Raw genomic sequence first — 25,850 nt, 5'->3', positions numbered from 1 at the left:
ATAGAGTATAGGAAAGGTCATTGAGTGGGAATTTAATAATAACCTTATTAAAGGAGAAAATCGCTCATGAATCTATTTGTTAATGCACTTTCGATTGCTATTGTTGGAATTCTTGCGGGTTCGCTTATCTATACATTATCTGTTGGAAGACAACAAAAGGCTGTTGAAGGAGAAATAGATACACAGATCCCTAAACCAGTACAAAAACATGTTTATTTAGGCAATCCGATTTTTTTGGCTTGGGGTATATTTTTTGCATTGCTTCTATTCATCATCCTTTTTGTTGCTATGACTTTTTTACGATAGGCCTCAATTGAGGTCTATTTTTTATACAATTTTCTTAGAAACACGCAAAAAGGCATATAAGGAATTTGGGGTTTTATGTCTATTGCTGGTGGTTTTTTGCGATTTATTTTTAAGATTTTTAAGAATATTTGTTGATAAAATGAATAGAACGAATGCTTTTTACTGAATAGGGGGAAAAAGGAAATGAAGAAAATGTTATTTTTACTATTCGTAGTTCTATTATTAATACCCTTGTCTCCAAATGCAAATATGAAACTAAACACGAAAACTGAGGTGTTCAGCCTGTTGCAGGAAGCATTTGAAACTCAGATTTCTTTAAGTGAAAAGACTAGGACAAAAAAAGAAATAATCGAATTATTAGATCCTTATTTTTCAAAAGTCTATCAAGAATTATTTTGGAATGAAAATATTTTTGAAGAAGAAGGGGAATTTGTTACATATGGCTCGGATTTTGCACAATATTATATTCCCTTTTTTCAATATTCAAATAAAACTAAAGTAGTCATTTCTTCTGACCGTATTTATGTTTTTGAATTTTTCCCTGCGTCGACAGATGGTCCTGTTGGTTATGACGAACATTATGAGGGGGTATTATTAAACAAGGTTAACGGTGGGTGGAAAGTGGACCAATTTTTATATAATAATATTCCTGATTCTGTCTTGGAGAAAGCATTTTGAGCGATTTGAAAAAAAAAGACCCATTTTTTTCATTTTTATTTGGACAAATGCTGTCTGTTATTTTATTCTTTTACTATTGGCATAAAAACCTGCGGATAATATTCTGGAAAAAATCCATCAGGATAGAAATATGCTAAAAGAGAAACATAACAGTAGAAAGTTTGCTTGTGTTTGAAAGGAGACGGAGCATATGTCACAGCTTCAAGGAATACTAACCCGGTTAAAAAACCTTCAGGAACAGTCTAGTGGAGGTGAACCGGCACAACGCTATTTCGAAGTAAATGGCGAAAGAAAGTGTCAGGTAACATTTCATCCGAAAACAGAAACATTTGAATTAGAAATATATAATGAAAAGGAAAAACCAAAGCGTTATCAATTTGATAATGTAGACATGATTACCATTGAGATATTTGATCTAATTCAATAGGAGCCGGCAACGGTTCCTATCTTTTTTCTGTCGTCTCAGAAGGTCGCATTTTAACGTTTTCATAAAAAAACCCAGTTTTCCGAAAACTATGGTAGAATATACATGTGGTATAACAAACATTGAGGAGTTTTCGGCGATGATAAGTCTTCACAGTGGAGAATTTTTAGAGATAGATATTCGAAAATTAATGATTCCATCCGAGCGAGTTGCTCATGTACAAGTTGGAAATAATCTTGAACATGCATTATTGGTCTTAACAAAAAGTGGCTATACAGCCATACCCGTACTAGATCCGAATTATAAATTACATGGTTTAATTAGTACTCCAATTATTATGGATTCCATACTCGGACTTGAAAGAATCGAATTCGAACAACTTGAAAAAAAAAGAGTAGAAGAGGTAATGATTGTTTCTGTTCCACGAGTAAAGGTAACGGCTTCCATAAGAACTTGTCTTAGGCTCTTAGTAAATCACCCTTTTCTATGTGTTGATACAGAGGAAGGGTATTTTGAAGGAATATTACCAAGAAGTACAGTGTTAATGCAGTTAAATTTAGACGTAAACAAGATGAATAAGAGTGATAAATAGGCTCCCAGAAGGGGGCTGTATTATTTTCTATTTGAGGTGTAAAAATGGGTGATCCAATTTCCAAATCAAAAAGAGGGAAGACAAAAAGACCCCTTGTGTTAGCAGCAGTAATGCTCGCTATGTTTATGGGAGCAATTGAAGCCACAATTGTTTCTACCGCAATGCCCGCCATTGTTGCTGACTTGGGAGGATTTACTCTTTACAGTTGGGTTTTTTCTGCGTACCTTTTAATGAACGCGGTAACAGTCCTTATTTATGGTAAATTATCTGACTTATTTGGCAGAAAACCTATTCTTTTTTTTGGGATTATCGTCTTTCTAATTGGATCTATTCTTTGCGGCTTTGCAACATCGATGGAAGCCCTAATTATCTTTCGTTTAATCCAGGGGTTTGGTGCTGGAGCAGTTACGCCAATTGCTACCACTATTGTGGGCGATATCTACACCGCTGAGGAAAGAGCAAAAGTTCAAGGGTATCTTGCAAGTGTATGGGGGATTTCCGCTGTTACGGGACCAGCAGTTGGTGGATTACTCGTTCAGTACGTAAGCTGGCATTATGTTTTTTGGATTAACATTCCACTTGGAATTCTTTCTCTCATTGCTTTAGGATTATTCCTGCATGAAAATGTTGAAAAGAAAAAACATGAGATTGATTACATAGGGGCATTTTTAATAATGGTATCGGTTTCCACTTTAATGTTCTTGCTAGTTGAAGGCGGAGGCAGATGGACATGGTTCTCTTGGCAGGTATTAGGCTTGATTGTCCTGTTTTTAGTGACAATTACTTTGTTTGTTTTTCATGAAGGGCGAGCCAAAGAACCTGTTATGCCATTTGAAATCTGGAAGGAACGATCTATATTTGTTGCCAATGTGACATCGTTAACGACTGGAATAATGTTAATCGGGATTTCAAGCTTTCTTCCTACTTTTGTGCAAGGGGTAATGGAACAAACCCCAATAGTTGCAGGTTTTACATTAACAGCCATGTCCATTGGCTGGCCGATAGCGTCAACATTTTCTGGGAAAATGCTAAACTCTATTGGATATCGTAAAACTTCTTTGATTGGAGGAGCAGCCTTACTCATTGGAAGCTTTGTATTTGTAACCATGAATGCCTCTTCAGGCCCATTGTGGGCAGCCTTAGGCTCCTTTATTGTTGGTATAGGGATGGGATTAACGTCTACTGCTTTTATCGTTTCCATACAGAGTACGGTAAGCTGGCAGCAAAGGGGAATCGCAACTGCTGCCAATATGTTCATGAGAAATCTAGGAAATACAATAGGAGCAGCTTTGCTTGGAGGAATTCTTAATAATCGATTAGGTATCTTTCTAAGGGAGCATGCAAGTAAATCAGAAGAACCATTAACTGTTGATTCTGCAACTCTTTTATTAAAAGAAAATGAGCAGTCAAATTTATCAGAATCAGCGCGGGAACTCCTTCAGGAAGGGCTTACTCAATCCTTGCATTGGGTATATTATGTGGTATTATTCTTTGCACTTATTAGTTTACTTTTGATAAGCTTTATCCCTAAAAGAAAACCAGGCTCTGCAGCTTAAGCTGCAGGGCTATTTTTTATTATAAGTTTAGCTTTTTAATGAAATGATTTAATTTTCTATATATAATAGTAAAGCGCGGCATCTTACTAAAGAATAAAAGGTGGATGGTTTTGTCCTCAATATCTGAATATCAATTATTATCCGTTTTGGCTCAAGAAATGAATATGCGTAAAGCTTCAGAGAGGCTATTTGTTTCACAGCCTGCGCTGTCTCAGCGCTTACAAACAATAGAGAAGGAGTGGGGAACGAAATTATTTATCCGCTCTCAAAAAGGATTATCACTTACTCCCGCTGGAGAGCATGTCATCCAATTTGTTAATGAGGTACTGGTTAAGGAAGAAAAGGTACGTGAAACGATTAACTCATTACAATCCGGTGTATTTGGTACATTAAAAATAGCTGTCGCTTCAATAGTAGGTCAAAATTGGCTGCCGCCAGTGTTAAAAAAGTATAGTAATACTTATCCTCAAGCAAAAATTTCATTAATTACTGGTTGGAGCAGTGAAATACTGAAAAGTCTATATGAAGATCAAGTACATATCGGTATTATAAGGGGAATGCCAGATTGGAAAGGGGTAAAAATTAAACTATTCAGTGATCCACTTTATTTGGTTGATCGAGACATCACCAGACCTGAACAGTTATTAGAAACTGATAGGCCTTTTATCCAATTTAAGAGTGATTCAAATTATTATCAGGAAATTCAAGATTGGTGGATGCGGCAATTCAAAGCTTCACCTAAAAGAACAATCGTTGTCGATCAAATTGAAACATGTAAACAATTAACCTTTAATGGTTTAGGGTATTCTATCTTGCCTGGAATAACTTTAAATAGCACTGAAAAGGAAATTTATAAAGTTCCTTTACTTGATGAAAATGGTGAATCACTCAAACGTGATACATGGTTATTAGCGTATGAATCTTCTTTTCAACTAAAACAGGTGCAGGCTTTTGTGGATTTAATTAAAGAATATTGCGGTCAAAGCGGCAAATGATTATGTTTATTTTTCTTGTTTTCAATACTTTTGTTTGGTAAAGTAATTTTAATTATATTTGGGGGTTTTACCATGAAAATGATGGATGCCAATGAAATTATTTCTTTTATTCAAAACAGCAAGAAATCAACGCCAGTAAAGGTGTATGTAAAAGGAGATTTGGAAGGTATCAATTTTGGAAGCAATTCTAAAACATTTATAAACGGTAATACCGGTGTCGTGTTTGGAGAATGGTCTGACATTAATCCAGCCTTAGAATCAAACCAAGCAAAAATTGAAGATTATGTAGTTGAAAATGATCGTCGAAATTCTGCGATTCCATTATTAAATACGAAAAATATTAATGCCCGTATTGAGCCAGGTGTTACAATTCGTGACCAAGTAGAAATTGGTGATAATGCTGTTATCATGATGGGTGCTGTTATTAATATTGGAGCAGTTATTGGTGAAAAAACAATGATTGATATGGGGGTTGTTCTTGGCGGCAGAGCGACTGTAGGTAAGAATTGTCATATTGGTGCCGGTACAGTTTTGGCAGGTGTTATTGAACCACCATCCGCACAGCCTGTCATTATCGAAGATGATGTTTTAATTGGTGCAAATGCCGTGGTGCTAGAGGGTGTTAGAGTAGGGAAAGGTTCTGTAGTTGCTGCAGGTGCGGTTGTTACTAAAGATGTAGCGCCGTATACAGTGGTAGCGGGAACCCCGGCGAAAAAAATTAAAGATATTGATGAAAAAACAAAATCAAAAACAGAAATTATGCAAGAACTTCGCCAACTATAGACCTAAACAATTAGAGAGCGTGGAATTTTTCCACGCTTTCTTTCTAGTACTGTCCAGCTCCACTAGAGTAAACTTCGGAAGCGTTACTTCGCACGAAAGAAAAGCGTTAGCTTTTATGAGGAGCGCCCTAGCGGCTAGTGTCCTTCGCTCTCCGCGAGTAAAAATCCCTTCAGGATTTTTACCTACCTACGATAAGTCAACATCGAATGCGCCAAATCTGCTCCTGCGCCATAGCAAATTCAGAGTAGCGGCTGTTCAGCTCGTCGCAAAGCTGCAATGAAGTAATTCAAGTAGCGGCTTGGCTCTTCGTGTTTCCTTTATCTCAGTTGGAGCGCTCTAGGCAATACGCCGCTGACCAGGGCGCTTGCGATTTCTAATTAAGGAGTGAAAAATGTGAACCCTTTTATAAAAATCAGACGTGATTTGCATCTTATCCCAGAATTAGGATTTCAAGAATATAAAACCCAAGCTTATTTATTATCCTACATAGAAACCTTATCACAAGAGAGAATAGCTATTAGAAAATGGAGAACAGGACTATTTGTAAAAGTTCATGGTACAAATCCAAGGAAAACAATCGGCTATCGAGCAGATATTGATGGTCTACCCATTGTTGAAGAAACAGGATTGGAATTCTCTTCCACTCATATGGACCAAATGCATGCCTGTGGACACGACTTTCATATGAGTATCGCGCTGGGAGTACTAACCTATTTTGTTCAAAACCCAATTGAAGATGACATTTTGTTTATTTTTCAACCAGCTGAGGAGGGACCAGGTGGTGCTGAGCCAATGCTGAAATCTGATACCATGCAGGAATGGAAGCCGGATGTTATTTTTGCTCTACACATCGCACCTGAATACCCTGTAGGATCGATTGCATTAAGAGAAGGGCTATTATTTGCGAATACCTCAGAACTGTTTATCGATCTGAAAGGAAAAGGGGGCCATGCAGCCTATCCACATCTAACGAATGATATGGTAATAGCTGCCTGTTCGCTTGTGAGTCAGCTGCAAACGATCATATCTCGTAATATAAATCCATTAGACAGTGCGGTCATTACCATTGGCAAAATCGCTAGTGGGACTGTTCAAAATATTATTGCTGAAAAGGCTAGGCTCGAAGGAACTATTCGAACTCTTTCCGATGAGGCAATGGATCATGTTAAACATCGAATTGATGCTGTGGTAAAAGGGATTGAGACAGGCTTTGAATGTGAGGCGGTAATTGATTACGGTGCGATGTATCACCAGGTATACAATAATGAGGAAATTACGCGGGATTTCATTCATTACATCAAAAAAAATACATCTGTTAATGTGATTGAATGCAAGGAAGCAATGACTGGAGAGGATTTCGGATACATGCTGAAGGAGATTCCAGGCTTAATGTTTTGGCTTGGAGTAGATTCGAAATACGGACTTCACCATTCAAAGTTAAATCCGAATGAAGACGCGATTAAAGTTGCCATCGACATTCTGTCTAGTTATATAACATATCAAGGTAATCGTTAATTTTTAAAAAAAGGGGGTTAAAAGATGGAACTACTTGAGCCAATGCCAGATTTAACTGGTGCAGAGGAATGGTTAAATGGAGAAGTTAAAAGAGAGGATTTAGTTGGTGATAAACCGACTCTTATTCATTTCTGGTCAGTCAGCTGTTACTTGTGTAAAGTAGCCATGGCACAGGTTAACCAGTTCCGTGACCATTATAAAGATGAATTAAATGTGGTTGCCGTTCATATGCCAAGATCCGAAGAAGACTTAGATATCGCTCAAATCAAAGCTGTTGCTGCGGAACATGGTATAAATCAGCCTATTTTTGTTGATAGTGAACATAAATTAGCAGCGGTATTTGACAACCAATACGTTCCTGCTTATTATCTATTTGATCACGCTGGAAAACTCAGGCATTTCCAAGCGGGCGCCAGAGGGTTGAATATGCTGGATAAAAGAGTAAACCGCATATTAGAAGAATTAGAAAAGACTTTTTAGGCAGATTTTACGAGATTGTTCGTTCATCACGAGCAGTCTTTTTTAATGGCTCTTTCTAAACCTTTGGCAAGAAACAGACTTTTTATTCTTTTTTGTAACCATCTGAAATTATTACCGTCGGTATTAATAATAGACAAAAAGGGGGTTTGCTTTATGAAAAAAGTACTACTTTTTTTTATTCCGATTATGCTGACTCTTTCCCTGGCTGCCTGCAGTTCAAGCAGTAAGAGTGATGAGGCGAAGATAAGTAGTGACAATACTGCAGAATTTGATTCGGTACAGGATAATAAAGTGGAAAAGTCAGAATCATTAGCGTTGGATAATAACGCAGCACAAGACCAAACTTTATCAGCAGAGATAGACGTCCCTAATCAAATGGTGATCTATCAAGCCGATTTACAACTACGTGTGAAGAAGTTTGAAAAAACGTTGGAAAGTCTTGAAGCACAGGTAGAGAAATATGGTGGTTATATCGCTGAATCTAGTGTATCTAAGGATGGAGTAGAACAAGTAAGCGGGAGAATCAGTGTTCGCATTCCCCAGCAGAACTTCCAGTCATTTTTGCATGACGCCGAAGGTCTGGCTGCAGAGGTTTTACAAAGAAACATTTCTGGCACTGATGTAACCGAAGAATATGTGGATCTTGAGTCTAGATTAAAATCTAAAAGGGTCGTGGAAGAACGATTAACGTCTTTTATGGAAGCTGCGCAGAAAACAGAAGACCTTTTGAAGATTTCAGCTGATCTTGCTGCAGTTCAGGAGGAAATTGAAACCATACAAGGGCGAATGAAATATTTAGAAAATCAAACTTCACTGTCAACCGTCCATATATCTCTTTATGAAAATAAAGTGATTGTTCCAAATTTAGAAGATGAAGACCTTAAAACTTGGGATAAAACGAAAAAACAATTCATGAAAAGTACAAACCTATTGTTAACAGCTATTTCAGGTTTCATTGTTTTCCTGTTAGGTAATCTACCTATCTTAGGGATGATTGGTGTAATTGCTGTTATCATTTATTTTAATGTAAAGAAAGTAATCAAAAGAAAAGACAAGGAGTAAAACTTGTATATTCAACTATTTTGGATATGCTATGATAAAATTGATTAATGACTTTTGCTGGGGGAGTAATAGTGAAGAAAAATTTTGCAGTAATCGGTTTAGGCAGGTTCGGCGGGAGTATTTGTCGTACTCTTTCCGATGAAGGTTTTGAAGTACTTGCGATTGATAAAAACGAAGAAAGAGTAAACTCATACGCCATGATTGCCTCACATGCAGCTGTTGGTGATACCACCGATGAGGCAGTACTTAAAAGTCTCGGCATTCGAAATTTCGATCATGTAATCGTTGCAATAGGTGAGGATATTCAATCCAGTATTCTAACAACTTTAATTCTAAAGGAGCTTGGTGTAAATCATATCACGGTAAAAGCCCAAAATGATTATCACGAAAAAGTTCTTATGAAAATCGGCGCAGATAAAGTTGTCCATCCGGAACGAGATATGGGAAGAAGAATTGCTCATAATATGTCCTCAAGCAGCGTATTGGATTACCTGGAACTATCTGATGAACATAGTATCGTTGAAATTTTCGCAAATAGTAGGATAAGTGGTCATACAATACTTGATTTAGACATTCGAAAAAAATATGGGCTAAATATTGTTGCGATAAAAAGAGGAATGGATATTATCGTTTCTCCAAAAGCAAATGAAGATATTCGTGCAAACGATGTATTGATCGTAATTGGTGCAGATGAAGACATTGATCGATTTGAGCGGAAAGTAATGCAATAGGAAATATCTTAGCCTATGTCTTTAGCGTTAAAGCTTGACAATAAAGAAGAAGCGCCCCATAAAGGCGCTTCTTCTTTACTATACTTCCATAATGATAGGTAAGATCATGGGTCTGCGTTTTGTTTTTTCGTAAAGGAAAGGTGATAATGTATCGGTTATTTCATTTTTTATTTCTGACCATTGGCTCGTTTTACGTTCCATAACTTTATTTAAGTGTTTAGTTATTAAATTTTGAGCGTCGTTTATTAAATCTCCAGATTCTCTCATGTAGACGAATCCTCTTGAGATAAGATCAGGTCCAGAAGCAATTTTGAAATCTTTCATGTTAATGCTTACGACAACAACGACTAATCCCTCTTCTGAAAGAATCCTTCGATCGCGTAAAACAATATTTCCGATGTCGCCAATTCCGCTTCCGTCAATATAAACTGAGCCTGAAGGGATTTTGCCGGCCACTTGCGCACTGTTATCAGATAGCGCTAAAACTTCACCATTATCCATGATAAAACAATTTTCTTCGTTAACGCCACAATCCACTGCTAGTTTAGCATGCATTCTTTGCATTCTATATTCACCATGTATTGGCATAAAGAATTTTGGTTTTATTAAACGAAGCATTAATTTTTGTTCTTCTTGACCACCGTGTCCAGATGTGTGGATGTTACTAAGTTTACCGTGAATAACTTCAGCACCCGCTCTGAATAAACTATTGATTGTTCGATTAACACTAATGGTGTTCCCAGGTATTGGTGAAGAGGAGAAGACTACTGTATCACCAGGGATAATTTGAATTTGTCTATGGGTACCATTCGCAATTCTAGATAAAGCAGCCATTGACTCACCCTGACTACCTGTACATAAAATGGTAACCTTGTCAGCAGGCAGTCGATTAATTTGATTCGCTTCGATAAATGTTTCTTTTGGTGCATTAATGTAGCCAAGTTCCTGACCAATCGTAATCGCCGATTCCATGCTTCTGCCAAAAACAGCTACTTTTCTACCATTCGCTACTGCTGCCTCAACTACTTGCTGCAATCGATAAATATTAGAGGCAAAGGTCGCAAAGATGAGACGGCCAGTAACCTTCCGGAAGATATCATCAATGCTCTCACCAACCAACCGCTCGGACATCGTAAACTCAGGGATTTCGCTATTTGTACTATCAGATAGTAAACACAATACGCCTTCTTTTCCAATTTCAGCCATCTTGGTTAAATTGGCAGGTTCGCCTACTGGAGTAAAATCAAATTTGAAGTCGCCCGTATGGACGATTTGTCCTGGTGGGGTCTTAACAACAATACCGTATGAATCTGGAATACTATGTGTGGTACGGAAAAAGGTAACAGATGTCTTACGGAATTTAATCACATCATCTTCTTGGATCGGAATAAGCTTTGCGTTTCTTAGTAAGCCGTGCTCTTCAAGTTTATTTTTTATAAGTCCTAAAGCAAGTTTTCCGCCATAGATAGGAATATTTACTTCTCTTAGCAAATAAGGAATACCGCCAATATGGTCCTCATGTCCATGGGTAATAAACAATCCCTTAATTTTATCTTCATTTTTTACTAAATAGGTGTAATCAGGGATAACGTAATCAATCCCTAGGAGCTCATCCTCTGGGAATTTTATTCCTGCGTCAATCAGAATAATTTCATCCTGAAATTGCACAGCATATGTGTTTTTACCAATTTCACCCAAACCGCCTAAAGCAAAAACTGCTGTTTGGTCATTTTTTACAAATTTCATAAATTATCAAATCTCCAATACTTTATAATCTTCATTTTGTTGCTCGTATTCTAAATATGCTCCTGTTACTGCTTGTACAAATTCAACGTTATAGCCACGGTCATTTATTTTTTTTCTAACATCCCTTACAGATTCTCCTTCCACAAAAAGAACCTTTGTTTTTTCTCTTACAGGAACTTCCTTGTTTGTTTCCTGAAAATAAACTTTAAATACCATAATTCATTCGCTCCTTAATCGATCATGACTTTTTCTATTATATAAAATAATTACATTTTTTTCATTTAAATTCACTTTTCACCTAGAAAGTAAACACTTGGAACTATAGAAAAAATATGTAAAAAATACACTGATAATCAATTTACAATAAGGAAGGAGCCCTTCGCAAGTTTGAAGGGCTCGAAAAAAGTGTTGTTAGGCAATCGATTTTTTTCGTAATAAATCTTTCCACTGTTTTAAAAGCTTCTTTCTTAGCTTCTTTAACATAGTGGATCATCTCCTTACTTACTATTTTAAACGATCCTTGTCCAATGTAAAGCAAGCCATGTAGATTTATTAAAGATTTTTTTAAAAATAAGCTTTTTATACTGATATTATATGGTATAAACAAGAATTCTATCATGGATAAACATGGAAGAAGTGTGAAAGTTTAATAAATTGACATTTATTCCTGTTATGTTAGTGTTTATTTGAGAAAATTATTGAATAGTGAAATAAATGATAAAACCGTAAAGAGGAGTTAGAATTATTATGAAGAAAATAGTTTTTTTTGATATAGATGGAACTTTGCTTGACCATGAAAAACAGCTCCCAGCAAGTACAAAAAAGGCAATTCGTATATTAAAGGAGAATGGTGTGTTCGTCGCAATTGCAACTGGAAGAGCACCTTTCATGTTCTTAAATTTGAAGAAAGAATTAGATGTTGATTCTTTTGTAAGTTTTAATGGTCAATATGTAGTATTCGAAAATGAAGCGATTTATAGAAATCCGTTAAATCAATCAGAGTTAAACAAATTCCTCCATGTTACGAATGCTAATGATCATCCCTTAATATTTATGAACGAATCCACGATGAAGGCGACGACTGAATACCATTCTTATATTGAGACAAGTTTGGGGAGCCTTTTATTTCCCCATCCGGAGGAAGATGCATCTTTTTATATCGATAAGGAAATATATCAGTCCTTACTTTTCTGCAGCCAAGATGAAGAAAAACAATATTTTGAGAAATTTCCTGAATTTGATTTTATTAGATGGCATCCCTATTCCGTCGATGTATTACCAAAAGGTGGTTCAAAAGCGGAGGGAATAAAGCAAATGATTGATAGGCTGGGGTTTGATTTGAAGGACGTTTATGCATTCGGTGATGGCATGAATGATTTAGAAATGCTGAAAGCCGTTGGAACAGGTGTTGCAATGGGCAATGCGGTTTCTGAGGCAAAAGCACTTGCTGATTTAGTTACTTCTGATGTTTCCCAAAATGGAATTTGGAATGGGTTAAAAGAATTACAGTTAATCTAATGAAAATAGCGGTAGAGCTTAAGAGCTCTACCGCTATTTCTATCGCTCTATTGCGATTGCACCTTCAATTGGTTTGAACGGATCTTGTTTGTTAATATGATCATAAAACATAATTCCGTTTAAATGATCAATTTCATGTTGAAAACAAATTGCTGGAAGTCCTTTTAATCGGAGTTTAACTTCTTCTCCTTCCAAGGAAATGCCTTTTACTGTAATTCGAGCAAATCGTTCCACGAATCCTGGGAAATTTTCATCCACTGAAAGACAGCCTTCTCCTGAAACAAGGTAAGCTTTTTCAACAGAATGACTGACAATTTTTGGATTATATAATGCGTAGCTAATTAAGTTACCTTTGTCATCAAGGAGGTGAACAGCAATCATCCGCTTTGAAACATTAATTTGTGGTGCAGCTAACCCGATTCCAGGACGTAATTTATATTTTGAGGAAAGTTCAGGGTCTTGGCTATTTTGTACATATTCTAAAAGACTTTTTAGGATTTCTCTATCTTCTTCCGATGGCGGCATTGATACTTCTGCTGCTACTTTTCTAAGTGTCGGATGGCCGTCTCGAATGATATCATCCATCATTAACATGATTCCATTCACTCCTGTTTATAAACTAAAGATATTGATACTCAATAGTCTATCAGACTATTCCAGAAAAGTTAATTGGAGAATAATCATTCTTCACAGTTGTTTAAAGATAATTTCAAACAGTTATTGTCAAGAATATAAAGTATAGATATAGTAAGAATTGTAATCAGTTAGGGGGTTGCCACTTGTCTATTAGTAGAATTAGTCTCGTCGTTTTATCCGTTTTTGCAGGTGTTTCCTTGTTAACTGGCTGTGTTAAAAAGGAGAGGCCAGCTGAAGAAATGTATCAAGTTTTAGAAAAAGTTGTCGAAGCAGAGAAGGAATTTGAAGAGCAGCAACAGCCACTTGCAGCTTTAGAAAAGCAAGAAAAGGAAATGTATAATCAGATTATGTCTATCGGTTTAAAACAGCATGATGAAATTGTGAAGCTTTCTGAAGAAGCACTTTTAATAAATGAAAAAAGACGAGAACATTTACAAAAAGAAGTCGATAGTATTCAAGCTTCAAAAACGGAATTTAAAGAAGCAGAAGAAATAAAGAGTAAAATAAAAGATACTCAACAAAAGAGAAAAGCTGAAGAATTATTTGAAATTATGACCCTTCGATACAAAGTTCATAACCAACTTTCTCAAGAATATACCCATGCTTTAGAATTAGATAAAGAATTATATATAATGTTAAAAGATAAAAATATAACTTTTGAGAATCTTGAATCTCAGGTAACGGAATTAAATACTACGTATAAAGATGTTTCTGAGGCCAATGAAGAATTTAATAAACTAACTACACAATATAATAAGTTGAAACTAGAGTATTATGAAGAGGCAGGACTTAAACTTGAAAAATGATAGTAAAAATCGGCCTGCAATGGCTGGTTTTTTTTGCAGAAAATCAAAGGTATTTTAATATAACAGGGGAGAGTGGGTAGTGATACAGAAATGATTTATTGATGATAAGTTAATTATATATTCATGTTGTAAAATAATAAAACATAGTATTTGACGAGTTAATGTTGTTGATGTAAACTCAATATGGAATTATTTATTGTACTATTAATTTTTTTAGAAAAAATGGTACAGAACAACAGACTAAAAGGGAATTTTATCCTTCATGTTGTTTTAGGGTTTTGGGTAATCTAATATGAGGAATTTATTTTACATTTTTGTAATGGAAGAAAGGAAGATGTGACGAATGGCTTCTAAAACTCAGAACGCTCAAGTCGATGCTAAGAAAGTACTTGAAGTAGTAGAAGATCAATTTACAACGCTTCAAATTTTAAATGAAGAAGGCGAAGTTGTAAATGAAGCAGCTATGCCAAATATAAGTGATGACCAACTGCAGGAATTAATGCGCCGTATGGTTTATACACGTATTCTAGACCAACGTTCTATTTCGTTAAATCGTCAAGGACGTCTTGGTTTCTATGCACCAACAGCAGGGCAGGAAGCTTCTCAGTTAGCTTCTCAATTTGCTCTTGAAAAAGAAGACTTCATTTTACCTGGATATCGTGATGTGCCACCGATTGTCTGGCATGGTCTTCCTTTATACCAAGCGTTTTTATGGTCCAGAGGACATTTTGAAGGCGGACAAATTCCTGAGGGAGTTAATGTTGCTATTCCACAAATTATTATTGGTGCACAGTACGTTCAAACAGCTGGTGTTGCGCTAGGATTTAAAAAACGTGGAGTTAAGGCTGTTGCGCTTACATATACAGGTGATGGCGGAACTTCTCAAGGTGATTTCTATGAAGGTATGAACTTTGCAGGTGCATACAAAGCACCAGCAATCTTTATTGCTCAAAACAATCGTTTTGCCATTTCAACCCCTGTTGATAAGCAAACTGCTGCTAAAACACTTGCTCAAAAGGCAGTGGCTGCCGGTATCCCTGGTATCCAGGTAGATGGTATGGATCCATTAGCAGTGTATGCAGCAGTTAAAGATGCTCGTGAGCGTGCAATTAACGGTGAAGGACCAACATTTATAGAAACTTTAACATATAGGTATGGCCCACATACGATGGCTGGAGATGATCCTACACGTTATCGTACAGCTGAGCTGGATAACGAATGGGAAAAGAAAGATCCGCTTGTACGTTTCCGTAAATTCCTTGAAAAGAAAGGCTTATGGAATGAGGAAAAAGAAAACGAAGTGATCGAACAAGCAAAAGAAGAAATTAAAGAGGCGCTTAAAAAGGCAGATGCTGCTCCTAAGCAAAAGGTAACGGATCTAATGAACATTACGTATACCGACATGCCAGACAGCTTAAAAGAGCAATATGAAATTTATTCAGCAAAGGAGTCGAAGTAAGTCATGGCTCAAATGACAATGATTCAAGCAATTACAGATGCAATGCGTGTGGAATTAAAAAATGATCCCAATGTTTTAGTTTTTGGTGAAGATGTTGGTGTAAACGGCGGTGTGTTCCGTGCAACTGAAGGATTGCAAAATGAATTTGGCGAGGATCGTGTATTTGATACACCTTTAGCAGAATCAGGAATCGGTGGTTTGGCGATAGGTCTAGCCCTGCAAGGCTTCCGTCCCGTTCCAGAAATCCAATTCTTTGGGTTCGTTTATGAAGTAATGGATTCTATTTCCGGACAAGCAGCTCGTCTTCGTTACCGTACGGGCGGGAAATTCAGTGCTCCGATCACATTCCGTTCACCATTCGGAGGAGGCGTACATACACCAGATATGCACGCTGACAGCTTAGAAGGCTTAATGGCACAACAGCCAGGTTTAAAGGTGGTTATACCATCAACACCATACGATGCCAAAGGTCTGCTTATCTCATCTATTCGTGATAATGATCCAGTTATTTTCCTTGAGCATATGAAATTATACCGTTCTTTCCGTCAAGAAGTTCCTGAAGGTGAATATACGATTCCACTTGGGAAAGCTGATGTAAAACGTGAAGGTACAGATATTTCCATCATTACTTACGGTGCAATGGTTCATGAGTCCTTAAAAGCTGCTGAAGAGCTGGAAAAAGAAGGATTCTCTGCTGAAGTTATTGATTTACGTACAGTCAGTCCGATTGACATCGAAACGATTATTACTTCTGTTGAAAAAACAGGCCGTGCCATTGTTGTTCAAGAAGCACAAAAGCAAGCTGGTGTAGGTGCCAACGTTGTAGCTGAAATTAATGATCGTGCTATTTTAAGCTTAGAAGCACCGGTTTTGCGTGTAGCAGCACCTGATACGATTTACCCATTCCCACAGGCTGAAGCGGTATGGCTTCCAAACTATAAAGACATTATTGAAACAGCGAAAAAAGTATTAACATTCTAATATAAGTTGGGAAATAGTAGGACTGTTTCCCTTTTATTTTCTTATCTAGATCGGTAGAAATTTATGCAAAAATAGGAGGATGAATCCCAGTGAGCGCAACAGCAACCACATTCCAATTTAAAATGCCTGACATTGGTGAAGGTATTCATGAAGGCGAGATTGTTAAATGGTTCATTAAGCCAGGCGATAAAGTCCAGGAAGATGACGTACTTTGCGAAATACAAAATGACAAAGCAGTTGTAGAGATTCCTTCACCTGTTGAAGGTACAGTAACAGAAGTTTTAGTAGCAGAAGGAACAGTTGCAACAGTTGGACAGGTACTAGTAACATTTGATGCTCCAGGTTATGAAAACCTGCAATTCAAAGGTGACGACCATGCTGAGGAAGCACCGAAGCAAGAAGCTGCACCTGCACCAGCAGCTCAAGAAACTCCAGCCACACCACCGCCAGCTCCACCTGCATATGGAATCGGCGTTACAGAACCACAAGGACAAGGAGTAGTAGACCCTAACCGTAAAATTATTGCGATGCCATCTGTTCGTAAATATGCTCGTGATAAAGGTGTGGAAATCACACAAGTTCCAGGTTCTGGTAAAAACGGACGGATCGTGAAAAACGATATTGATGCATTCTTAAGCGGCGGTGCTGCAGTTACGGCACCACAAGCAACAGCAGCTCCAGCGGAAGAAGCAGCACCTGCAACTGCCCAAATTCCACAAGGAGAATATCCTGAAACGCGAGAAAAAATGAGTGGAATTCGAAAAGCAATTGCAAAAGCAATGGTTAATTCAAAACATACTGCACCACACGTAACGCTCATGGATGAAGTGGATGTAACCAAACTTGTTACACACCGTAAAAAATTCAAAGAAGTGGCTGCAGCTAAGGGCATTAAGTTAACATTCTTACCATATATCGTAAAAGCATTAACAAGTGCATTACGCGAGTTCCCTGCGCTAAATACATCACTTGATGACGCTACAAGTGAAATTATCCATAAGCATTACTATAATATTGGAATTGCAGCTGACACGGAAAAAGGCTTATTGGTTCCGGTTGTTAAAGATTCTGATCGCAAATCAGTATTCTCAATTTCAAATGAAATCAATGAATTAGCTGGAAAAGCACGTGATGGCAAGCTTGCTCCTAATGAAATGAAGGGTGCGTCTTGCACGATTTCGAATATTGGTTCAGCTGGCGGCCAATGGTTTACACCTGTTATTAACCATCCAGAAGTAGCAATACTTGGTGTAGGAAGAATTGCAGAAAAACCAATCGTACGTGATGGTGAAATTGTGGCAGCTCCTGTATTAGCATTGTCATTAAGTTTTGACCACAGAATGATTGATGGAGCGACAGCTCAAAATGCATTAAATCACATTAAGAGATTATTGAACGATCCAGAACTATTGTTAATGGAGGCGTAACAAATGGTAGTAGGAGATTTTGCAATTGATACAGATACTATAGTCATCGGTGCTGGTCCTGGCGGTTACGTGGCTGCAATTCGTGCAGCCCAGTTAGGTCAAAAGGTGACGATTGTAGAAAAAGAATATATTGGCGGCGTTTGTTTGAATGTAGGTTGTATCCCGTCAAAGGCTGTAATTGCTGCTGGTCATCGTTACGAAGTAGCAAAACACTCCGATTCATTCGGAATTAAAGCTGAAAATGTAACAGTTGATTTCTCAAAGGTTCAAGAATGGAAAGCTGGAATCGTGAAAAAGTTAACTGGTGGCGTAGAAGGCTTATTAAAAGGAAATAAGGTAGAAATCGTTCGTGGTGAAGCATACTTTGTGGACGGGAATTCATTACGAGTAATCGGTGAAAACTCTGCACAAACATACAATTTCAAACATGCGATTATTGCTTCAGGTTCTCGGCCAATCGAGCTGCCAACTTTTAAATACTCAAAACGAATTCTTAATTCAACTGGCGCCCTAAATTTACAAGAACTTCCTGAAAAAATCGTTGTTATTGGCGGCGGTGTTATCGGAATCGAGCTTGGCGGTGCCTATGCAAACTTTGGTACACAAGTAACGATTCTTGAAGGTGCAGATGAGATCTTGGGTCTTGGCGTATTTGAAAAGCAAATGGCTGCACTTGTTAAGAAAACCATGAAGAAAAAAGGCGCTGAATTCTATACAAAGGCTATGGCTAAAGGTGTAGAAGAAACTGAAAATGGTGTTGTTGTCACATTTGAAGTTAAAGGCGAAGAAAAGAAAATTGAGGCTGATTACGTATTTGTTATGGTTGGACGCCGACCAAATACAGACGAAATGGGTCTTGAACAAGTTGGTGTAAAGCTTACAGATCGTGGAATTATCGAGATTGACAAGCAGTGTCGTACTAGTGTTTCGAATATTTATGCGATCGGTGATGTTGTGGCAGGTCCTCAATTAGCTCACAAAGCATCGTATGAAGGGAAAATCGCTGCGGAGGCGATTGCAGGTCATAATGCTGCTATCGACTACCTAGGTATTCCTGCAGTAGTATTCTCAGATCCAGAACTTGCGAGCGTTGGTTATACTGAAGCGCAAGCAAAAGAAGAAGGAATTGATGCTAGTTCCGCAAAATTCCCATTTGCAGCAAATGGACGTGCTCTTTCACTTGACAGCGCAGATGGTTTTGTTAAATTAGTTTCACGTAAAGAAGATGGAGTCATAATCGGTGCCCAAATTGCTGGTGCAAGCGCATCTGATATGATTGCTGAACTAGGGTTGGCAATTGAAGCTGGAATGACAGTCGAAGATTTAGCATTGACTATCCATGCTCATCCAACATTAGGAGAAATTACCATGGAGGCTGCTGAAGTGGCACTTGGTACTCCTATCCATGTATTGAAATAGAAAAAAAAAGTCCTTTCCGTACTTAATTGGAAAGGACTTTTTTTGATGCTGTGTTAAGGCAAATCAACAGCCAAGTTTAAACACAGCCTTTTTTTAAAAAAATAATATATCTACCCATTTTATTCATATATTTAAAACAATGCTAGTTATTAATTTCAAAAATGTTCTTAAGTGGTGATGAATAATGCGGGTATACATTATTATAATATTGCAATTAATCATTTGGAGTGCTTTTACTCTAATTGAATGGTTATCAAAGCATGACCAACTATTATACAAAGTAATAATGTTTTTTGTCTTTTTCTATTTAGCCTTTGTACTTTGTAACAAAATCACCAACTCAACGGGGAAAACACTTTTTATAACCTCCTTAAGTCTTGTGATCTATACGTCGATTCATTATACACTTGTTCTAATTACCCATTAAAAAAACTCCCAGGATGGGAGTCAGAAGATATTATTTCCTTGGATAATAATACATGATACGTTCGTTGAAAAGATGAAGTTCACCTTGCAGCTTCTTAGCTAGAAATTTACAGAATTCATTTGCTTTCCCTTTATCCCCAAACGTTGACTGTTCTGGAAGGGTAACCTGTATGTATGTTTGAATTCTTTCAGTACCATCTTCATCACGTACCTTTTCCTTATCGACACCGATTAAAATAGCAAAATACCTATCGTTAGTGGAACTCAAATAAAACCATTTTCCTTTTGCTTCATTCTTTTCCATGATTTCATATGGAAATGCATTTTCACCATATTCCCAATCCACTTGATTACCTGTTTTTCCAGTAATATCTTTATAATAATAAAAGAGTTCCTTTACTTCGTCCACAGTAATCGTTTGTTTTGCAGATGAAGGAACTAGTTTAATGAATGCGTTTTCAGCCATCATTAGCCCCCCTATTCGTTACATTTATTATCTCTCTTATTCTAGCATTGTAAAATCAAATTTGACAACAATTAGATATACAGATGAGGTTTTAGCTAATAAGATCTTTAATGTGTGAAAAATAATTAAATGTGACATACAATTTAGGCTTGAAATATATAATGTGTTATATTATTATTAAATTAACAACAATAATACGCTTTCAAAGTAATGCACATTTCATAATGAAAAGGGGATTGAAAAGATGGGTACAATCGTTTGCCAAGCCTGTGACTCAACAATTGATCATTTTGAAGATGAAAAAGTAACAGTTCTCTATTCAAGATGTAATTGCTGCGATGGTCATCATTCCGAAGAAGAAGTATAAAAAAATTTTCTAAATAGAAACAGGATTCCTCAAGGGAATCCTGTATTTTTATTTTATAGCCTTATATTCCTTAATTACCCGGATGTTTTTGATTTCTTCATCTTCTGGTCCCTGAACAGGCAATCCGGCCTCAACATTTTCTTTAATATAATGAAGGTTTTCTTTTGTGATAATTTCACCAGGTATAAATATCGGTATTCCAGGCGGGTATACCATAATAAACTCTGCAATAATCCTACCCTCAGATTCATCAAAAGGGATCACTTCTGTTTCAGCATAGAATGCGTCTCTTGGTGTTAATGCAAGAATAGGGATTTCTGGTAATAAAACTTGAATCGGTTCGATTTTTTCTTCCCGGTGTTCTTGCTCCTCCGCAAGTTCCTTTAAGGCATTAACTAATAATTCTGCTTCTCGATCTGTATCACCAATTGTTACGATACAAAGTATGTTGTATAAGTCTGACATTTCTACTTCAATATTATGTCTTTCTCTTAACCATTTTTCGACTTCATATCCAGTTAAACCTAATTCCTTAACTGAAATAATCAATTTTGTTGGATCATAATCGAATGTTGCCTTTGAACCTAGAATCTCTTCTCCAACGCAATATAAATGATCGATTTCATTAATTCTTTTACGAATCATTTGCGCCAGATTTATTGTTTTATCAATTAATTCTTTCCCTTTTGTTGCTAATTGTTTTCTTGCAACATCTAGGGAAGCAAGTAATAAATAGGAGGTTGAGGTGGTAGTCAGCATACTTAGAATGGCTTGAACGTGTTTGGCAGAGACTAGACCCTCTTTTACATTTAGAATAGAGCTTTGTGTCATTGAGCCGCCAAGCTTATGAACGCTGGTGGCAGCCATATCCGCACCTGCCTGCATGGCTGAGAGCGGCAGTTCATCATGAAAATGAATATGAACTCCATGGGCTTCATCCACTAATACAGGGACATTATGGGAATGCGCTAGTTCTACAATCTTTTTTAAATCAGCGGAAATTCCGAAATAGGTAGGGTTTATCACTAAGATTGCTTTTGCATCAGGATGCTGTGTAAGAGCTTTTTCAACTGAATCAATCGTAATACCATGTGAAATACCTAAATCCTTATCTATTTCCGGATGAATGAAAACCGGGATGGCCCCTGAGAAGACAATGGCTGACATAATAGATTTATGAACATTTCTAGGGACAATTATTTTGTCTTCAGGTCCACACACGGCCATAATCATTGCAATAATAGCTCCACTTGTTCCTTGAACAGAAAAGAAGGTTCTATCTGCACCAAATGCCTCAGCTGCTAAATCTTGTGCTTGTTTAATGATGCCTTTGGGCTGATGGAGATCGTCAAGCGGACCAATATTAATTAAATCAATCGATAATGCATTATCACCAATAAAATTTCGAAAATCAGGGTCAATTCCAACTCCTTTTTTATGACCAGGAATATGAAATTGTACTGGATTTTTCTTCGCATGTTCTAATAAACCGCTGAATAACGGTGTTTGATTTTGAGACAATTTATTTCCACACCTCTTTATTTACAAAATGCATTTATATAAATTCAAAACAAATGAATTATAGCACTAATTATTTTGCTTGCATAGAATTTTTTATCTTTGGTGAACCAGCTTTTAACATGTTATGTTAGTTTCCCTTTAAAACAGGAAATTTAACCTTTGGTGGAGAAATAAGATGGTAACAATAATTTAGGAGGGGTTTTGTTGAATTGGCAGACGAGAGTAACTGAAGTACTTAATATAAAGTATCCAATTATTCAGGGAGGGTTAGCTTATCTAGCTTATTCTGAGCTTGCTGCAGCTGTATCCAATGCTGGCGGCCTTGGTCAGATTACAGCCATGTCCCTTGATAATCCGTCTCAGCTTCGAGAGGAAATAAGAAAAGTTAAAATGCTGACAAATAAACCATTTGGTGTTAATTACGCAATTGGACAGCATAACAGACCCTTTGAAGAAATGCTTCAAGTAGCAATTGATGAAGATGTCCCTGTAGTATCAATGACAGGAGGGAATCCTGCAGCAATCTTTGAACAGTTAAAAGGTACCTCAATAAAAAAATTAGTTCTTGTAGCTGCTAGGAGGCAAGCTGAGAAGGCGGAAGAGCTTGGTGCTGATGCAGTTATGGTTGTAGGACAAGAAGGTGGTGGACACTTAGGAAGGGATGATATTGGAACCATGGTATTAATCCCACAGGTAGTTGATGCAGTTTCTATACCGGTAATAGCTTCAGGTGGTATTGGAGATGGCCGAGGGTTAATGGCAGCACTTTGTCTAGGAGCAGAGGGAATTGAAATGGGGACACGATTTATTGCAACTAGAGAGTGTGTCCATGCGAGTAAATTATATAAAAAAAGATTAGTTGAAGGCTCCGAATTAAATACAGTAGTAATTAAACGTACACTAGGGAGTCCGGCTCGTGCTATTGCAAATAAATGGACAGAAAATATTCTTGAAATTGAAAAAGAAAATGGGAATTACGAACAGTTGAAGGAATACATCAGCGGAATCGCCAACAAGCGATATATTTATGATGGAATAGAAGACGAAGGTTTTGCGTGGGCAGGACAGGTAATGGGACTAATTAAAGATGTACCTACAGTTTCTCAGTTATTTCATCGAATGATTAGTGATGCAGAACAAATTCGTGAAAAATGGGCAAAATAAGGGTATTATACATATAGCAGGCTGTTTTAAAAAGATTGTTGTTAAAATCTTAAAGCCGATTTTAACGTGCCAAAATATATTTTGCTCTTAAGAATACAGTTTGCAGGCTCTTTTCTTATTAAATTTTGTTCAAAAAAGTAGGAAAGTTTAAGAAAAGAGCCGTTAAGTAACTAAAATAAGCAGGTGAAAATTTGGAATATCAATACCCGATAGATTATCATTGGACAACAGATGAAATTGTCGACGTTATTAAATTCTATGAGGCAATTGAAAGGGCTTATGAAAAAGGAATAGAGCGTGACGAACTCTTGACCATTTATCGCCGTTTTAAGGAAATCGTTCCGAGTAAAGCGGAAGAGAAAACCCTTTGTGGTGAGTTTGAAGACATAAGTGGCTATTCATCATACAGGGTGATAAAAAAAGCGAAAGACCTTTCGTCTGGAGATAACATCATGATGAAACAATAAAAAAACTCCGAACTTTTGTTCAGAGTTTTTTATTTACTATTTTGTGCAATTTTATATAAAGGTGCAACTTTTTTAAATACATGATCTACTAGCTGCAGGAACTCCTCTGGATCCATTTTTGTTACTGTTTCCCTGTCAATTTCATATCCACATAATAATTCGGCTTTCTTTACCGTTCCCAATCGTTCAAACATGTTTTTTAATTCTTCTTTAGATAGGTCTCCATGCTGTACGGAATTGGGCTTCATATGATCCACTGACCAAACGAATTCTTTCGGGATTTCTTTATAAATTTTGGTTATTTTTTTTGTAAATCTTGCAGCCATTTCCTGTTTTTTTGGTGCCTCATAAATGACTGCAAACCATATAAATAAATGGGTTTCCCAAAGTCCTATTTGAAAATGTGGAAGCATTTTATACCCACGGGGATTATTTGCAAAGGCAACCCAAGTATCTTTTGGCGGGTTGATCGTTCTTCTTGCGTGTTTTGCCACATGAGCAAACATTTCATCACCAGTTAATGTTGTTAATGCCGGTGTAAAATATTGTCCTAGAATATCTAATTTAGGTCGGATATTATCAATCAAAGCTTCCATCCTTGCCTCTAAACCATCTATTTTAAAAACATTGAAATCTCCATTTTCAAAGCCGTTAAACTCCATTTCTACTTCCCCCAATTGCAGCATTTGTCATTAATTGTAGCATACAAGCAAACGATCAAGAAACAACATGCTTATATAGGTTAACGCACAAATTTGTTGCAACCTTACATGCTGGTTCATATTATATTACTAAAAATAGTCAGAAAAATTAAATAACAAATGAAAGGAGAAAGCCGAAATGAAACAACTAATGAATACTTCACTAAAAAAAGTTGGAGAGAAAGAAAGAACTGCTTATTTACGTTTAGAAATGGATTATGAGCTTGCAACGCTATTTGAAGCCATTGAGGAAAAAAATGAGAAGAAAATGAAGGAATGTAAACAAAAATTAGAAAAAATCCGCCAAGAGTTAGTAAAACTAAAGGCTCTTTGATAAATTTCTTTCAAAGGGGATTCTATATAGAATGAAAATACAGAAAAGTAAATTGAAATTATAAAACGAACTCTGTGAGGATGTAGAGAGTTCGTTTATTGTTTTGCCCGACAGTGAGCCATTCTTATAAGAAAAACGGTAAAAGGGTTGTCTAAAAGTTGATGGCTATCATTTATTTGTTTAAGCTTGAGATAGTTGGCTAATCTTTTACATATAATGAACATAGATAAGAATTTGGAGGGAAGACATGGACTGGGAATACATTGATCTTCATGCCAAGCAATGGGTAATGGAAGCTGGAGATAAAATCCGAGATTCTTTCAATAAAACATTAAATATTCAAACCAAATCCGATCCTAACGATTTGGTAACGAATATTGACAAAGAAATTGAACAATTTTTTATAGGTAAAATCAGAGGAACTTTTTCAAATCATAGAATTTTAGGTGAAGAGGGGTTTGGCGATGCAGTTAGTGATCTTGACGGTGTAGTATGGATCATTGACCCCATAGATGGAACGATGAATTTTATTCACCAACAAAGAAATTTTGCCATATCCCTTGCAGTTTATGAAAAGGGAATAGGGAAAATTGGAATTATTTATGATGTTGTTCATGGCGAACTATATCATGCCATTGATGGCAAAGGTGCTTTTATGAACGACATGCAGCTGCCTTCTTTGAGCAAGAAGACTGTTAAGGAATCAATCATAGCTTTAAATGCTACTTGGGTAATGGAAAATCGCCGAATTGACCATAACCTCATTATCCCCCTAGTCAGAGACGCGAGAGGGACAAGGTCATATGGTACAGCTGCACTTGAAATGGTATTTGTGGCAACTGGCAGAGTAGATGCTTATATTTCTATGAGGTTGTCGCCTTGGGATGTAGCTGCAGGTGCAGTAATAATTAATGAATTAGGTGGTGTGGTAACGAATTTAAGAGGAGAGAAGCTTGACTTTCTATCACAAGATTCATTGCTTACAGCCAAGCCAGGATTGCATCAAACCATATTAAACGATTATCTTAAAGAAGGAAAATGGTAAAAAAAGAAGCCAAAACGAGGCTTCTTTTTTACATCTCACCTTTTGCACGTAGCTTTGCTTTTGTTTTAAATCCTAATCCCATTACTGCCATTACTGCAATAATGCAGCCAACTATCCCTAAAATACTTTCTTCTCCAATCGCAACTCCTATGCCCATAATGCTGAATGCAGCTAGTATCGCGTAAACGACAAAAATCCATTTAATTTGCTTCATTTTGCTCTGTCCCCTTTGTTTTTTAAATAGA

General features: G+C 36.9%; 29 protein-coding genes. 22 read left to right on the top strand and 7 right to left on the bottom strand.

The genetic code is table 11. The annotated features are described in order from the left end of the window. The first annotated feature begins 66 nt into the window (after positions 1-66). From V7108_RS05615 to V7108_RS05565, 11 genes are all read left to right on the top strand, one after another. Positions 67-306 (top strand): hypothetical protein, encoded by a 240-nt coding sequence (locus tag V7108_RS05615; RefSeq protein WP_335518858.1) that lies wholly within the window; start codon positions 67-69, stop codon positions 304-306. 183 nt (positions 307-489) lie between these two features. Continuing rightward, positions 490-984: a DUF3993 domain-containing protein gene (locus tag V7108_RS05610; protein ID WP_335518860.1), complete on the top strand. Its 495-nt coding sequence runs from the start codon at positions 490-492 to the stop codon at positions 982-984. A gap of 190 nt (positions 985-1,174) precedes the next feature. Continuing rightward, on the top strand, positions 1,175-1,411 hold the full coding sequence (locus V7108_RS05605; RefSeq protein WP_263328189.1) for a YkuJ family protein: 237 nt from the start codon (positions 1,175-1,177) through the stop codon (positions 1,409-1,411). A gap of 136 nt (positions 1,412-1,547) precedes the next feature. Next, the gene (cbpB, locus tag V7108_RS05600; RefSeq protein ID WP_335520669.1) at positions 1,548-2,000 is read left to right on the top strand and encodes a cyclic-di-AMP-binding protein CbpB; all 453 of its coding nucleotides are present in this window, start codon (positions 1,548-1,550) and stop codon (positions 1,998-2,000) included. Positions 2,001-2,044: 44 nt separating this feature from the next. Next, positions 2,045-3,556, top strand: a complete 1,512-nt coding sequence (locus V7108_RS05595; protein ID WP_335567516.1) for an MDR family MFS transporter — start codon at positions 2,045-2,047, stop codon at positions 3,554-3,556. 110 nt (positions 3,557-3,666) lie between these two features. After that, positions 3,667-4,551 carry a LysR family transcriptional regulator gene (locus V7108_RS05590; RefSeq protein WP_335518829.1) on the top strand — a complete coding sequence of 295 codons (885 nt, stop codon included), beginning with the start codon at positions 3,667-3,669 and terminating at the stop codon, positions 4,549-4,551. 72 nt (positions 4,552-4,623) lie between these two features. Further along, positions 4,624-5,334, top strand: coding sequence for a 2,3,4,5-tetrahydropyridine-2,6-dicarboxylate N-acetyltransferase (dapD, locus tag V7108_RS05585; RefSeq protein WP_335518828.1), 711 nt, complete (start codon positions 4,624-4,626; stop codon positions 5,332-5,334). Between the two features lie 384 nt (positions 5,335-5,718). Then, entirely contained in the window at positions 5,719-6,849 is a 1,131-nt protein-coding gene (locus V7108_RS05580) for an N-acetyldiaminopimelate deacetylase (RefSeq protein ID WP_335510241.1), read from the top strand. A 24-nt stretch (positions 6,850-6,873) separates the two neighbouring features. Beyond that, the gene (locus V7108_RS05575) at positions 6,874-7,329 is read left to right on the top strand and encodes a TlpA disulfide reductase family protein (protein WP_335510243.1); all 456 of its coding nucleotides are present in this window, start codon (positions 6,874-6,876) and stop codon (positions 7,327-7,329) included. 153 nt (positions 7,330-7,482) lie between these two features. Next, positions 7,483-8,391 carry a DUF4349 domain-containing protein gene (locus V7108_RS05570; protein WP_335567515.1) on the top strand — a complete coding sequence of 303 codons (909 nt, stop codon included), beginning with the start codon at positions 7,483-7,485 and terminating at the stop codon, positions 8,389-8,391. Between the two features lie 71 nt (positions 8,392-8,462). Next, complete coding sequence (locus V7108_RS05565; RefSeq protein ID WP_335510247.1) at positions 8,463-9,122, top strand: potassium channel family protein; 660 nt, start codon at positions 8,463-8,465, stop codon at positions 9,120-9,122. Between the two features lie 78 nt (positions 9,123-9,200). Here the strand turns inward: V7108_RS05565 and rnjA are convergent, their stop codons facing one another. Both rnjA and V7108_RS05555 read right to left on the bottom strand, forming a co-directional pair. Continuing rightward, positions 9,201-10,868 carry a ribonuclease J1 gene (gene rnjA / locus V7108_RS05560; RefSeq protein ID WP_335510248.1) on the bottom strand — a complete coding sequence of 556 codons (1,668 nt, stop codon included), beginning with the start codon at positions 10,866-10,868 and terminating at the stop codon, positions 9,201-9,203. Positions 10,869-10,874: 6 nt separating this feature from the next. Next, the gene (locus V7108_RS05555) at positions 10,875-11,084 is read right to left on the bottom strand and encodes a DNA-dependent RNA polymerase subunit epsilon (RefSeq protein WP_335510250.1); all 210 of its coding nucleotides are present in this window, start codon (positions 11,082-11,084) and stop codon (positions 10,875-10,877) included. 531 nt (positions 11,085-11,615) lie between these two features. On the opposite strand from V7108_RS05555, the gene V7108_RS05550 reads away from it, so the two are divergent. Then, positions 11,616-12,386: a Cof-type HAD-IIB family hydrolase gene (locus tag V7108_RS05550; RefSeq protein WP_335567514.1), complete on the top strand. Its 771-nt coding sequence runs from the start codon at positions 11,616-11,618 to the stop codon at positions 12,384-12,386. Between the two features lie 39 nt (positions 12,387-12,425). Here V7108_RS05550 and def read toward each other — a convergent pair whose 3' ends face one another. Next, positions 12,426-12,980 (bottom strand): peptide deformylase, encoded by a 555-nt coding sequence (gene def, locus V7108_RS05545; protein ID WP_335567513.1) that lies wholly within the window; start codon positions 12,978-12,980, stop codon positions 12,426-12,428. Positions 12,981-13,165: 185 nt separating this feature from the next. Between def and V7108_RS05540 the strand changes: the two genes are divergently transcribed. The 5 genes from V7108_RS05540 (at position 13,166) to lpdA (ending at position 19,114) form a co-directional block, all read left to right on the top strand. Then, complete coding sequence (locus V7108_RS05540; protein ID WP_335510129.1) at positions 13,166-13,828, top strand: YkyA family protein; 663 nt, start codon at positions 13,166-13,168, stop codon at positions 13,826-13,828. A 343-nt stretch (positions 13,829-14,171) separates the two neighbouring features. Next, on the top strand, positions 14,172-15,287 hold the full coding sequence (gene pdhA, locus V7108_RS05535) for a pyruvate dehydrogenase (acetyl-transferring) E1 component subunit alpha (RefSeq protein WP_335510131.1): 1,116 nt from the start codon (positions 14,172-14,174) through the stop codon (positions 15,285-15,287). Between the two features lie 3 nt (positions 15,288-15,290). Beyond that, positions 15,291-16,268 carry an alpha-ketoacid dehydrogenase subunit beta gene (locus V7108_RS05530; protein ID WP_335567512.1) on the top strand — a complete coding sequence of 326 codons (978 nt, stop codon included), beginning with the start codon at positions 15,291-15,293 and terminating at the stop codon, positions 16,266-16,268. A gap of 122 nt (positions 16,269-16,390) precedes the next feature. Next, positions 16,391-17,695, top strand: a complete 1,305-nt coding sequence (locus tag V7108_RS05525) for a dihydrolipoamide acetyltransferase family protein (protein ID WP_335567578.1) — start codon at positions 16,391-16,393, stop codon at positions 17,693-17,695. Between the two features lie 3 nt (positions 17,696-17,698). Continuing rightward, positions 17,699-19,114: a dihydrolipoyl dehydrogenase gene (gene lpdA / locus V7108_RS05520; RefSeq protein ID WP_335510135.1), complete on the top strand. Its 1,416-nt coding sequence runs from the start codon at positions 17,699-17,701 to the stop codon at positions 19,112-19,114. Positions 19,115-19,571: 457 nt separating this feature from the next. Here the strand turns inward: lpdA and V7108_RS05515 are convergent, their stop codons facing one another. Next, positions 19,572-20,006, bottom strand: a complete 435-nt coding sequence (locus V7108_RS05515; RefSeq protein ID WP_335510137.1) for a DUF1885 family protein — start codon at positions 20,004-20,006, stop codon at positions 19,572-19,574. Between the two features lie 244 nt (positions 20,007-20,250). Between V7108_RS05515 and V7108_RS05510 the strand changes: the two genes are divergently transcribed. After that, on the top strand, positions 20,251-20,373 hold the full coding sequence (locus tag V7108_RS05510) for a GapA-binding peptide SR1P (protein WP_335510139.1): 123 nt from the start codon (positions 20,251-20,253) through the stop codon (positions 20,371-20,373). 48 nt (positions 20,374-20,421) lie between these two features. Here V7108_RS05510 and V7108_RS05505 read toward each other — a convergent pair whose 3' ends face one another. Further along, the gene (locus V7108_RS05505; protein WP_335510141.1) at positions 20,422-21,894 is read right to left on the bottom strand and encodes an aminotransferase class I/II-fold pyridoxal phosphate-dependent enzyme; all 1,473 of its coding nucleotides are present in this window, start codon (positions 21,892-21,894) and stop codon (positions 20,422-20,424) included. Positions 21,895-22,098: 204 nt separating this feature from the next. Here V7108_RS05505 and V7108_RS05500 point away from each other — a divergent pair, with 204 nt between their 5' ends. Both V7108_RS05500 and V7108_RS05495 read left to right on the top strand, forming a co-directional pair. Further along, complete coding sequence (locus V7108_RS05500; RefSeq protein ID WP_335510143.1) at positions 22,099-23,058, top strand: NAD(P)H-dependent flavin oxidoreductase; 960 nt, start codon at positions 22,099-22,101, stop codon at positions 23,056-23,058. Between the two features lie 191 nt (positions 23,059-23,249). Then, positions 23,250-23,525: a UPF0223 family protein gene (locus V7108_RS05495; RefSeq protein ID WP_335510145.1), complete on the top strand. Its 276-nt coding sequence runs from the start codon at positions 23,250-23,252 to the stop codon at positions 23,523-23,525. A gap of 29 nt (positions 23,526-23,554) precedes the next feature. Here the strand turns inward: V7108_RS05495 and V7108_RS05490 are convergent, their stop codons facing one another. Beyond that, entirely contained in the window at positions 23,555-24,187 is a 633-nt protein-coding gene (locus V7108_RS05490; RefSeq protein ID WP_335567511.1) for a YktB family protein, read from the bottom strand. A gap of 178 nt (positions 24,188-24,365) precedes the next feature. Here V7108_RS05490 and V7108_RS05485 point away from each other — a divergent pair, with 178 nt between their 5' ends. After that, positions 24,366-24,560 carry a hypothetical protein gene (locus V7108_RS05485; protein WP_335567510.1) on the top strand — a complete coding sequence of 65 codons (195 nt, stop codon included), beginning with the start codon at positions 24,366-24,368 and terminating at the stop codon, positions 24,558-24,560. Between the two features lie 247 nt (positions 24,561-24,807). Further along, positions 24,808-25,605, top strand: a complete 798-nt coding sequence (locus V7108_RS05480) for an inositol monophosphatase family protein (protein WP_335510149.1) — start codon at positions 24,808-24,810, stop codon at positions 25,603-25,605. 28 nt (positions 25,606-25,633) lie between these two features. Here V7108_RS05480 and V7108_RS05475 read toward each other — a convergent pair whose 3' ends face one another. Continuing rightward, positions 25,634-25,819, bottom strand: coding sequence for a YlaF family protein (locus V7108_RS05475; protein WP_335510151.1), 186 nt, complete (start codon positions 25,817-25,819; stop codon positions 25,634-25,636). Positions 25,820-25,850: the final 31 nt, after the last annotated feature.

It is taken from the genome of Neobacillus vireti (assembly GCF_036962345.1).
GTDB lineage: Bacteria > Bacillota > Bacilli > Bacillales > Cytobacillaceae > Neobacillus > Neobacillus vireti_A.
Note: the sequence above shows the minus strand (reverse complement) of the source record. Positions and strands in the feature narration are given on the sequence as shown.